The sequence below is a fragment of the Pseudoxanthomonas mexicana genome, assembly GCF_010093385.1.
Classification (GTDB): domain Bacteria; phylum Pseudomonadota; class Gammaproteobacteria; order Xanthomonadales; family Xanthomonadaceae; genus Pseudoxanthomonas_A; species Pseudoxanthomonas_A mexicana.
The window spans coordinates 1-11,023 of sequence record NZ_PDWV01000081.1 but is presented as its reverse complement, the minus strand read 5'-3'; the positions used below and the strand labels follow the sequence as shown (position 1 = coordinate 11,023).

At 67.0% G+C, this 11,023-nt stretch carries 9 protein-coding genes; all 9 read right to left on the bottom strand.

Going from position 1 to position 11,023, the window contains the following annotated elements; genetic code table 11:
* Nucleotides 1-1,930, bottom strand: a 1,930-nt coding sequence (locus CSC76_RS18055) for a methyl-accepting chemotaxis protein (protein ID WP_162111342.1), incomplete at its 3' end; no start/stop codon positions are given.
* 54 nt (nt 1,931-1,984) lie between these two features.
* The gene (locus CSC76_RS18050; protein ID WP_162111344.1) at nt 1,985-2,407 is read right to left on the bottom strand and encodes a type 2 periplasmic-binding domain-containing protein; all 423 of its coding nucleotides are present in this window, start codon (nt 2,405-2,407) and stop codon (nt 1,985-1,987) included.
* Nucleotides 2,408-2,426: 19 nt separating this feature from the next.
* The gene (locus tag CSC76_RS18045; protein WP_162111341.1) at nt 2,427-3,611 is read right to left on the bottom strand and encodes a hypothetical protein; all 1,185 of its coding nucleotides are present in this window, start codon (nt 3,609-3,611) and stop codon (nt 2,427-2,429) included.
* A 255-nt stretch (nt 3,612-3,866) separates the two neighbouring features.
* Nucleotides 3,867-6,131 carry a methyl-accepting chemotaxis protein gene (locus CSC76_RS18040; RefSeq protein WP_274382108.1) on the bottom strand — a complete coding sequence of 755 codons (2,265 nt, stop codon included), beginning with the start codon at nt 6,129-6,131 and terminating at the stop codon, nt 3,867-3,869.
* A 169-nt stretch (nt 6,132-6,300) separates the two neighbouring features.
* Nucleotides 6,301-7,494 carry an OprO/OprP family phosphate-selective porin gene (locus tag CSC76_RS18035; RefSeq protein ID WP_162111340.1) on the bottom strand — a complete coding sequence of 398 codons (1,194 nt, stop codon included), beginning with the start codon at nt 7,492-7,494 and terminating at the stop codon, nt 6,301-6,303.
* Nucleotides 7,495-7,576: 82 nt separating this feature from the next.
* On the bottom strand, nt 7,577-9,571 hold the full coding sequence (locus CSC76_RS18030) for a chemotaxis protein CheA (protein WP_162111339.1): 1,995 nt from the start codon (nt 9,569-9,571) through the stop codon (nt 7,577-7,579).
* 55 nt (nt 9,572-9,626) lie between these two features.
* Nucleotides 9,627-9,992: a response regulator gene (locus CSC76_RS18025; protein WP_055944462.1), complete on the bottom strand. Its 366-nt coding sequence runs from the start codon at nt 9,990-9,992 to the stop codon at nt 9,627-9,629.
* Nucleotides 9,989-10,300, bottom strand: coding sequence for an STAS domain-containing protein (locus CSC76_RS18020; protein ID WP_162111338.1), 312 nt, complete (start codon nt 10,298-10,300; stop codon nt 9,989-9,991). Before CSC76_RS18020 ends, CSC76_RS18025 begins: the two co-directional genes overlap by 4 nt.
* Before the next feature lie 179 nt (nt 10,301-10,479).
* On the bottom strand, nt 10,480-11,023 hold a 544-nt coding region (locus CSC76_RS18015; protein WP_162111337.1), incomplete at its 5' end, for a chemotaxis protein CheW.

Sequence of the window (11,023 nt, the reverse complement as noted above, 5' to 3'; positions counted from 1 at the left end):
CCTGCTCGATGCCGGCCGACTGCTCCTGCGAGGCGGCACTGATCTCGGCCATGATGTCGGTCACGCGCTGCACGCTGGCCACGATCTCGCCCATCGTCGCGCCGGCCTGGTTCACCAGCGCCGAGCCATCGGCCACCTTGTCCACCGAGGTCTCGATCAGGTCCTTGATCTCCTTGGCCGCATTGGCCGAACGCTGGGCGAGGGTGCGCACCTCAGACGCCACCACCGCGAAGCCGCGGCCCTGCTCGCCGGCACGGGCGGCTTCCACCGCGGCGTTGAGCGCCAGGATGTTGGTCTGGAAGGCGATGCCGTCGATGACGGAAATGATCTCGGCGATCTTCTTGGACGACTGCTCGATGTCGGACATGGTGGTGACGACCTTGCCGACGACCTCACCGCCCTGCGAAGCGACGCCCGCGGCACCCTGCGCCAGTTGATTGGCCTGGCGGGCCGATTCGGCGTTCTGGCGCACGGTGGAGGTCAGTTCCTCCATGGAGGCGGCGGTTTCTTCCAGGTTGGCGGCCTGCTGCTCGGTGCGGCGCGACAGGTCGCTGTTGCCCGACGCGATCTCGCCGGCGGCGGTGTTGATGGAGGTGGAGGCGTCCTGGATGCGGCCGACGATGTCGGTCAGCTGGGCCACCGTCGCATTGGCATCGTCGCGCATGCGGGCGAACACGCCGTGGAAGTCGCCTTCCATGCGGGCGGTCAGGTCACCGCGGGCGATGGCCTGCAGCAGTTCCGAGACTTCGGCCAGGTTGCCGTCGGTCGTCTCCATCAACCGGTTCAGGCTGCCGATCATGTCGCGGAAGTCGTACTGGTACTTGTCGAGGTCGCCACGCTGGCTGAAGTCGCCTGCGGCGGCGGCGGCGGCCAGCCGCTTGATATCGGCATTGATGGCTGACAGATTGGCCTTGGTCGCGTCCATGGCCTCGGTGAGTTGGGCCTTCTCGCCAGGCAGGCGCTCCATGTCCACCGAGAGGTCGCCGATGGCGTAGCGCTGCATCACTTCCACCAGACGCATCTTGACGGCGATATGCGCGGCGACCAGCGCATTCGTCTCGCGTACCATCACGCCGTAATCGCCGGGAAACGACGCTTCGTCCATCCGGTAGCTGATCATGCCCGCTTCATGCTGGCCCGCCATTTCCCGTTGGGCGGAGATGACGGCCTGGAGTTGCCGCTGCATGTCCCGCATCGCGAGCAGCAGCTTTCCGCCCTCGTCCTCCCGCTCGACGTGGATGTCCATGTCCAGATGGCCCGCGGCCACCCCGCGTGCCACATCGATGGCGCGTTTCAGGGGGCGGCTGATGGCGCGCGCCATCAACAGGCCGAAGCCGACACATGCCAGGATCGCCGCCAGGCCAAGGATCATGCCGGTGAGCATGGCGCGATTGGAGTTGTCCATGGCGGTCTGTACGGTCCGCCTGAAGCGCTGATCGACCTGCTTCTGGGTCGAGGTCAGGTGCGTGCGGTAGGTCTCCAGAGCTTCCGCCATGCGCGTGACCTTGTCAGGATCGACGTCGGGATTCTGCTTGACGAAGTCTTCCGCAACCGAGTACGCGATCGTGTAGTACGTATCGAATTCCTTGCGCAGATCGCCCAGGGCGGCCGCCTGCTCGGGATCGAGCTTCTGCAGCCTGGCATAGGTGGCGGTGATGCGTTCGGCCTCGGCACGGGTCGCCTGCAGCATGTCGGCGTCGCCGGCCGCCGCCGCCCCGTTCAGGCCGTTGATCACGTCATCCAGGGCGGCGACGTTGCGCGTCATCGCGTCCAGCACGGGAAAATGGACGTCGCGTACCGCCTGCAGGCGCTGGTTGTTTTGCTTGAAGACGGAGGTGCTGAAAGCCAGGTAGGCCAGCAGGCAGAGAATCGAAAGGCCTGCAGGGGCCAGCAGCTTCCAGAAGAGGGGCAGGGCAAGAAGGCGTTTCATGTCAGTGCTCGGTTGGCGCCGGCGATGCCGCGGCAAGCGGCATCGCCATGCGGGCTAGGGCTTGAGGACCACTTTGACGCTGGCATCGACCGCAGCAGCGTCGATGTAGCCGATGGCGCCGGGAGTTGCGGCGCCCGCCTTCTTCCCGGCATCGTCGCCCGCCACTTTCTTCGGCTTCTGGGCTTTCCCGGTGAACATCAGCTGGGACCAGTACGCTTTCATCTGTGCGGCATCCTTGCCGGTGACCTGGCGGTAGAAGGCGTTGCGCACGGCGGAACCTTCGTCCTGGTCGATCGGTACCGCGGTGCCGCCTCCCGGCAGGGCCAGCGACTTGGCAAGGAAGATCTGCGAGACCTGGGCCTGGGTCAGGGCACCGACATCGCTCTTGGCCGACACCACCACCACCACCCCCGCATGAGCCAGGGCACAGGCGGACATCAGGGCAGTGGCGAGGAGCGCGTTCTTGATAGGAGACATGTGCATGGTCGGGCTCCGGTCAGAACACGAAATCGACGGATGCCGAAATCAGGTTGTAGCCGCGGCCTGGCTCGAAGCCCGGCTGCACGTTGCCCAACCCACCGAAGGAACCGGCGTGATTCTCGATACGACTGCCCTGGAACTTGAGCGCCACGTTGTCGTGCACGTCCCAGCGCACGCCGACCGTGTAGCTGTGGCGGCTGTTGTTGTTCGAAAGCACGGCCATGTTGAGCAGCCCGATGGGGTCGAGGGCGCCCGGCGGCTCGAGTCCGCTGGTCTCCACGTGCGCGAACGTCACCCAAGGGGTCCAGGCACCCTTGCGGATACCGCCACTGACATAGCCCGACGTGGTCTTGCCGCTCAGGGACGGGGTGTAGTCCGCCTGGATCGCCTCGGCCCGCACGAACCAGGCGCCGGGATCGTAGCTGTAGCCCATGCCGCTGAAGCTCCCGTCGGTGCCACGCGGGTCGAGGCGATCGGCAGCGGCGACCAGCTGCGGGATCGGCAGTGAGCCATAAGTATCGAAGAGCTGGTTGATGGAAGGCGTCACGTAGGAGACGCGGCCACGGATGTGGCTGGCCCGGAAGGTGGAGGCGCCGCGGTCCACCTGGACGCCGATCCCGCGCATGGCGGTGACTTCAGCCTTTTCCGAGTCGATCCTCCCGTAGAACGCCTGGACACCCACGACGGTGTCGCCCGCGCTCAGCGTGTATTGGCCTTCGATGCCGTCCATGGGCAGCAGGTAGTTGTAGACCTCATGGGGCGGCCGCACCCACGGCGTGGCATAGCCCACGCGCTGGTACTCCGACAGCATGTAGAGCGGTGCGGTGATGCGGCCGAGGCGCGCACTGAAGGACGGGGAGAAGCGGTATTTCACGTGTGCCAGCGAGATCTCGGGGCGATACGAGGCGGTGACGGCATACTCGCTGACGGCTTGCAGGACGCCGGTGAAATCGTCGGTGAACGTCGCATCGACCTGCAGGGCGACGCGGGAATCCAGGCGCGCCGACGTGCTGTTGCTCGCACCCACGCCTTCTTCGGACTGGAAGTCCGGCGTGACGTCGGCCTGGTCTTCGGTGGAATGGGCTACGCCCAGGGTGCCGAAGCCACTCAGCTTGAACATCTGCTCGCGTTCCTGTGCGACCGCATTCTGCGTGCACCCGAGCACGATCGCGGTTGCGATCAGGCGGTGTCTGGTTTTCATGGGGTTTCTCTTGATCATGGTGTGGAATGATGCTGGCCGCGTCTGGGCATGACGGGTCGGATGTGAGGAGGCACATCGAGGCGTGACGTCGGACCTGCGTTCACCGGAAACAGTCCGGTTGCGCTTCCGGTATCGACTTTTCTGCGTTGCGCTTAAGCGAAAGCGGTCACATCTGCCGCTAATGTGAGATCGGGGAAGGCAATCGCCTTCCCCGATGTCGGGTGTCGCCCATCGCGGAGTTGCGTTATGGCCTGCTCAGAACTCCTGCCAGTCGCCGTCGGCGAGGGCAGGTTCTGGCTTGCGTGCCACCGGCTTGCGAACGACGGCCTGTGGCATTGGCGAGACGCGCGGCGGCGTGGCCGGCTTCGCGGCTGCGGCGGGCGTGCGCACCGGCTGGCTGGACGCGGCCTGCAGCTTGAACACGGCGACGGATTCGCTCAGTGCCTGCGCCTGTTCCTCCATGCTGCGTGCGGCGGCGGTGGCTTCCTCCACCAACGCGGCATTCTGCTGCGTGGCCTCGTCCATCTGGGTGATGGTCTGGTTGACCTGTTCGATGCCCGCGCTCTGTTCCTGCGAAGCGGCACTGATCTCGGCCATGATGTCGGTCACGCGCTGCACGCTGGCCACGATCTCGCCCATGGTGGCGCCGGCCTGGTGTACCAGCGCCGAGCCATCGGCGACCTTGCCCACCGAGGTCTCGATCAGGTCCTTGATCTCCTTGGCCGCATTCGCGCTGCGCTGGGCCAGCGTGCGAACTTCCGACGCCACGACCGCGAAGCCGCGGCCCTGTTCGCCGGCACGCGCGGCTTCCACCGCGGCGTTGAGCGCCAGGATGTTGGTCTGGAAGGCGATGCCGTCGATGACGGAGATGATCTCGGCGATCTTCTTCGACGACTGTTCGATGTCGGTCATGGTGGTGACCACCTTGCCCACGACCTCACCACCCTGCGAAGCGACGCCCGCGGCGCCGATGGCCAGCTGGTTGGCTTGGCGCGCGCTTTCCGCGTTCTGGCGCACGGTGGAGGTCAGTTCCTCCATGGAGGCGGCGGTTTCTTCCAGGTTGGCGGCCTGCTGCTCGGTGCGGCGCGACAGATCGCTGTTGCCGCTGGCGATTTCCCCCGCCGCGGTATTGATGCTCAGCGCGGCCATCTGGATGCCGCCGACGATGTCCGTCAGCTGGCTGACGGTGGCATTGGCGTCGTCGCGCATGGTGGCGAACACACCGTGGAAGTCGCCTTCCATGCGGGCAGTCAGGTCGCCGCGGGCGATGGCCTGCAGCAGGGTGGACAGTTCGGCCAGGTTGCCGTCGGTGGTCTCCATCAGCTGGTTCAGGCCGCCGATCATGTCGCGGAAATCGTACTGGTACTTGTCGATGTCGCCACGCTGGCTGAAGTCGCCGGATGCAGCCGCGGCCGCCAGACGCTTGATCTCGGCGTTGATCGCAGACAGATTGGCCTTGGTCGCATCCATGGCCTGGGTCAGCTGGGCCTTCTCGCCCGGCAGGCGATCCATGTCGATGGACAGGTCGCCGATGGCGTAGCGCTGCATCACTTCCACCAGGCGCAGCTTCACCGCGATGTGCGAAGCGACAAGCGCATTGGTGTCGCGCACCATGCGGCCGTACTCGCCGGGGAACGCAGTGTCGTCCATCCGGTAGCTGATCCGGCCTTCGTCATGGCGTGCCGCCATCTCGCCCTGCGCGGCGATGACCGCCTTCACCTGCGTCTGCATGCGCTGCATGGAGCCCAGCAGGTCGCCCAGCTCGCTGCGGTCGTCGATGACGATCTGGCGATCCAGCTGGCCTCGCGCCACTGCGTCGGCGACACCCATGACGTCGGCCATCGGGCGCACGATCGAGCGCGTGATCAGGACTGCCGCCGCGATGGCCAGCAGCATTGCCACCACCACCAGCAGCCCGATGGCCTTGATATTGGTGCTGTAGCCGGCCTGCTGGGCAGCCACAGCGCTGTCCAGTTCCTTCATCCTGTTGTCCAGCATCTTGGCGACGGTGTCCGCCACGGCCTGGCGCAGGTCGCCTGCGCCGCTGGCCGGCGTCAGGTCGCCGACCTTGACCGACTCCATCAGGAGCCGGCTGTTGTCGAAGTACAGCGCCGACTTGGCCAGCATCTGTTGATACAGTTCCTGCTCCTGCTTGTCCGAGATGCTGGTCCCGTAGGTCTTCAACAGCGCGTCGAACGCCTTGCCGCCCGCGACCATCTCACCCGTGTACTCGGCGACCTTCTCCGGGTCCTGGTAGCTGGCGACCAGGCCGCGTTCGCTGACGCGGTACTCGGCCAGCATCGTGGCGAGGCGTCCCAGATCGCGGATGGCAGGCACCTCCTTGTTGGTGATTTCGACCACGACGTCCTGGGCCACACCCATCCGCTGCGCGGAGAAGGCGCCGGTCACGACAATGAGCAGGACGAGGACGGCGAAGCCGATGGCCAGGCGTTTTCCGATCTTGAGGTGCTTGAACATGAAGTCGATCTCGATAGCGTTCGGTGGGTAGGACCAGCGCATCAGGGGAAGCAGCGGTCCATGCTCGTGGTGCGATGTCTGTTCCGGAGTAACGGCGGAATGTGACAGTTCTGAATGACCGTTCGGCGGGAAGGTAAGCGCGCTTACCTGCGGGTCGACCGAATGCCCGCGCAGACCGTGACCGGCTGCGCGGGCGAGGCGGAATGCAGTATCAGAAATGCATCTGCGCGCGTAGCTGGAACACGGACGGGTCGGCGGAAAGCGCGCCACGCGTCGCATCGCTCTTCACGTAGTTGGCCTGGAACTTGAAGTACGGCGTGATGTACCAGTTGGCGCCCAGCGTCCAGTTGTGTTCGCGGCCACCGGCGATGCCGTCGCTGTCCAGGTCGATGCGGCTGTAGCGGGCCAGCAGTTCCACGGCACCGTAGTGGCCCTTTGGCTTGGGGTTGGTGACGTTGCCGCCGCTGTAGCCGCGCGATTCGCCGGTCACCAGCCAACTGGCGAGCACATAGCCGCCGTCCGCCGAGTAGGAGGGCAGGCCGAGCTCGCGGGTGGTCTTCTGCCGCAGATACTCGCCCTGCAGCGACCAGGGGCCGCGGATCCAGAGCGCTTCCAGCCCGGTGCGGTCGATGCGGTCCACACGGCTGAGCGTGCCGCTGTCCACGAAGCGGTAGGGCGTGAGCGTGGCTTCCGGCTTGGCACGCCAGCGCACGCTGGGATGCACGGTCACGCCCAGGCCGTTGACCTCGCTGTCGGGACGCTCCTGCGCCGCGGCGATGCCCAGGTGCAGCACGTCGCCGGCGGCCTTGCGCGGCGTCCACGCCAGGCGGAAGGCGGCGGTGTCGCCCTTGTTGTTGCCCTGCAGGTCGGACTCGAAGAAGTAGCCGACGTTGGCGATGTAACGCTCACGCTCGAACGCCCAGTCGATGCCGCTGCGGCGGTTCTGGTAGAACGCCTGCGTGGGCAGCGACGGTTCCATCATCGACACGTGACGGGTTCCGGTATTGCCCTCGAAGCCCAGCGGCAGCTTCATCTGGCCGATCCGCAGCTTGCCGGCATCGCGACCGAACAGGGCCTTGGTCTCCAGGCGCAGGGCCACGTCGCTCCAGGTCTTGGCCTGGAAGTCGAAGGTCGCACCGAAGTCGTACACGCCCTTGCGACGCAGGGTCAGGCCGATCTCCTGGCGACGCCAGGCGTCGTCGTCCTCCATCGCGGCACCGGCATAGCCTTCTCCCGAGAACGTGGCGGCGTCGTACTGCAGGTTGCCGCCCAGGCTCAGCTCGGTGCCGCCGGCGAACGTGATCTTCGGCGGCCAGGCGGCGAGCTTGGCCTCGCCGTCGTCGGCGCGGGCGCCTGCATGCACGGCGAGAAGGGAGAGGGCGAGGCTGGAGAGGATGTACTTCATGCGTTTACCAGTAGGGTAGAGGCGTGCGCCGCCGGGCGCCATCCATGCGGAGGGCGCGATGGAGCGGACATGCGAGGGAGGATCAGGCCGCCTGCTGCATCCGGCGGGCGCGGACCAGGCCACCCACGTCGACGATGAGCGCCACGCGCCCGTCGCCCAGGATGGTGGCGCCGGAAATGCCGTCGATGCGGCGGTAGTTGTTCTCGAGGTTCTTCACCACGACCTGCTGCTGGCCGATCAGTTCGTCCACTTCCAGCGCCAGTTTCTGGCCGTCGGCTTCCACCACCACCACCAGCGGGTCTTCGCTGCGCGCGGCGCCGTAGCGGTAGTACTCGTTCAGCGCGACCATGGGCAGGTACTCGCCGCGCACGCGCAGCACGCGGCCGTCGCCGGCCACCGTGCGCACGTCCTCGTCCTGCGGTTGTAGGGCCTCGAGCACGTAGGTCAGGGGCAGGATCAGGGTTTCATCGCCGACCGACACCGCCATGCCATCCAGGATGGCCAGCGTCAGCGGCAGGCGGATCACCACGCGGGTCCCGTGGCCGGCGGCGCTTTCCAGCTGCACTTCGCCACCCAGCGCCTGGATGTTGCGGCGAACCACGTCCATGCCCACGCCGCGACCGGACAGGGCGGTGACCGCTTCGGCAGTGGAGAAGCCGGGCTGGAAGATCAGGTCCCAGACCTGTGCGTCGGTGGGGTTCTCGGGTACGGCCAGGCCACGCTCGGCGGCCTTGGCGAGGATGCGTTCGCGATTCAGGCCACGGCCGTCGTCGCTGACTTCGATGACGATGTGGCCCCCCTGGTGCGAGGCCGCCAGGGTGATGGTGCCGGTCTCGTCCTTGCCCGCCTGCGCGCGCACATCGGGCATTTCCAGACCATGGTCGATCGAGTTGCGGACCAGGTGCACCAGCGGATCGGCGATGCGTTCGATCAGGCCCTTGTCCAGTTCGGTGCCTTCGCCGATGGTGCGCAGGCGCACCTGCTTGCCCAGGCGCGCGGACAGGTCGCGGACCAGGCGCGGGAAGCGGCGGAACACGGCATCCACCGGCAGCATGCGCACGCCGATGACGGCTTCCTGCAGGTCGCGGGTATTGCGCTCAAGCAGGTCCAGGCCGGCGAACAGGCGTTCGCACTGGGCCTGGTCGAGCATGCCGGAGACCTGCTTCAGCATGGCCTGGGTGATGACCAGTTCGCCGACCAGGTTGATCAGTCCGTCGATCTTGTCGACGCTGACGCGGATGGAGGTTTCGGCGGCATCGTTGGCCGCCGGCGCGGCGGCCGTGGCAGGCGCCTGCGTGCCGCTGGCGACCACCGCCGTCGCGGGCTGCGCGGCCACGGCGACGGCGTCGACCGGCACGGCGTTGCGCTGCATGGGCTGGATGTCCAGCTCGCAGTCGTCGACCACCCAGGCGAACACATCGTCCACCGCGCTGCGCGGCACCTTGCCGATCAGGCCCAGGTCCCAGGCCAGGTAGGCTTCCAGCGGATCGATCTGCTCGAAGCCGGGCAGGCGTTCCATGCGGCAGGCGATGTCCAGCGGGCCCAGGTGTTCCAGTTCGCGCAGGATGCGCAGCGGATCGTTGCCGCTCATGAACAGCGACGGTGCGGGGGTGAAGCCGATCTTCCAGCCTTCCGGCGTGTCGTCGGTCTTCGTGGCCGCGGCGGCCGTTGGAGCGGCGGGCGTTTCCTGGCCGGCCAGCACCGCGTTGAGGCGGTCCTTGATGGCCTGCACGGCGGCGGGATCGGCCGGCGTGCCGTGTTCGGCTTCGGCCAGCAGGGCGCGCAGCACATCGACCGAGGCCAGCATGGCGTCGACCGCGGGCGGGCTGACGGCGCGCTGGCCGGCGCGCAGTTCGTCCAGCAGCGTCTCCAGCACATGGGTCAGGCCGGCGATGGCATCGAAGCCGAACGTCGCCGACCCGCCCTTGATCGAGTGGGCCGCGCGGAAGATCGAGTTGATCAGGTCGCCGTCGCGGCTGCCCTGTTCCAGCGACAGCAGCCCGGCTTCCATCGCCTCCAGCCCTTCACGGCTTTCTTCGAAGAACGTGGCGTGGAAGCGCTGCATGTCCATGTTCATGGCGACGATGCCCTGGTGCGGTCGTAAGGGAGGCGGAGCGGGGAGGGAGGAAGGATCAGCCCAGGACTTTCTGGACGGTGGCGACCAGCTGTTCCGGGTTGAACGGCTTGACCAGCCAGCCGGTGGCCCCGGCGGCCTTGCCCTCGGCCTTCTTGTCGGCGGCCGACTCGGTGGTCAGCATCAGCATGGGCGTGAACTTGTAGTCCGGCAGGCCGCGCAGCGCCCGGATCAGCGAGATGCCGTCCATGTTGGGCATGTTGACGTCGGTGACGACGGCATTGAACTTCTGCCCCTGTGCGCGCCCCAGCGCCACCTGGCCATCTTCGGCTTCATCCACCGAAAAACCCGCCGAGCTGAGGGCGAAGGCGACCATCTGTCGCATCGAGGCCGAATCGTCCACTACCAGAATGCGTGCGCTCATGCGGCGTTCTCCACTTGTTGCGTGTTGTGTTCGTTGTCGTTGGCCAGACCCAGCTGCGGCGCCAGGCCCAGCAGGCGCGCGGCGTCGCGGAAGCTCTGGCTGACCGCGCTGAAATCGGTCGCCAGGCCGGCCTGCTCGCGCTGGCGCACGAAGCTGCACAGCACCTGCAGGCTGGCGGTATGCACGCGCTGCACGGTGCCGGCATCCAGCACCAGCGGTCCCGGCTGCGCGATATGCGGGGCCAGGTGCTGCTTGAGGTCGGTGGCGGCCTCGATACCGAGGTCGTCACCCAGGGGCACAGCGCTCATCGTGTCTCCGGAAAGGCGGCTCTAGTGGGGTATCGGCGCGGTGGGGCCGGTCTTGAGCGATGGATGTGAATGTGTGATGGGTGTGGGGAAATACAGGGGCGAGTGGAGAGGAGTGAGGAGTGAGCGAAAGCACGCTCAGCCTTTACCCATTCCTCACTCCTCTCCGCATGCTTCTCGCTTCATTGCAGTATCCGCGAGGCATCCAGCAGGATCACCGCGCAGTCGTTGAGCCTGGCCACGCCGCGGAACAGGGGATTGGACATGCGGCCGACGCGGGCGTTGTCGGGTGATTCGATCTGCTGGTCGGTGAGGTTGGCCACGTCCTCCACCGCGGTGACGCGCAGGCCCAGGATCTCGCCATGCTCCTCCAGCACGACGATGCGGGTGGTGGCGTCGACCTCGACGGCGCGGCGGCCCAGGTACAGGCCCAGATCGATCACCGGCACCACCTGGCCGCGCAGGTTCATCACCCCCAGCATGTGCGGTGCGGCGCCACGCAGCGGCAGCAGGGTGGCGGGGCGCACCACCTCCTGCACCTTGAGCAGTTCCAGTGCGTAGTGCTGCTGGTCGCAGCGCAGGCGCAGCCAGCGCGTCTTGCGCTCGGTGGCGCGACGGCGTTCGCCGGTATCCGGTGGCGTGGCCAGCAGGTACGGCGTGGCGGGCAGAGGCGGGGCGGCGGCGGGCGCCGCGGGGGTGGGGCGCCGGGGTCGCTTCTCAAACTCC

Excerpts from the sequence above, each read along its gene's own strand:
- CSC76_RS18050 (WP_162111344.1), bottom strand. The coding sequence starts at position 2,407 with ATGTCTCCTATCAAGAACGCGCTCCTCGCCACTGCCCTGATGTCCGCC.
- CSC76_RS18045 (WP_162111341.1), bottom strand. The coding sequence starts at position 3,611 with ATGAAAACCAGACACCGCCTGATCGCAACCGCGATCGTGCTCGGGTGC.
- CSC76_RS18040 (WP_274382108.1), bottom strand. The coding sequence starts at position 6,131 with ATGCGCTGGTCCTACCCACCGAACGCTATCGAGATCGACTTCATGTTC.
- CSC76_RS18035 (WP_162111340.1), bottom strand. The coding sequence starts at position 7,494 with ATGAAGTACATCCTCTCCAGCCTCGCCCTCTCCCTTCTCGCCGTGCAT.
- CSC76_RS18030 (WP_162111339.1), bottom strand. The coding sequence starts at position 9,571 with ATGAACATGGACATGCAGCGCTTCCACGCCACGTTCTTCGAAGAAAGC.
- CSC76_RS18025 (WP_055944462.1), bottom strand. The coding sequence starts at position 9,992 with ATGAGCGCACGCATTCTGGTAGTGGACGATTCGGCCTCGATGCGACAG.
- CSC76_RS18020 (WP_162111338.1), bottom strand. The coding sequence starts at position 10,300 with ATGAGCGCTGTGCCCCTGGGTGACGACCTCGGTATCGAGGCCGCCACC.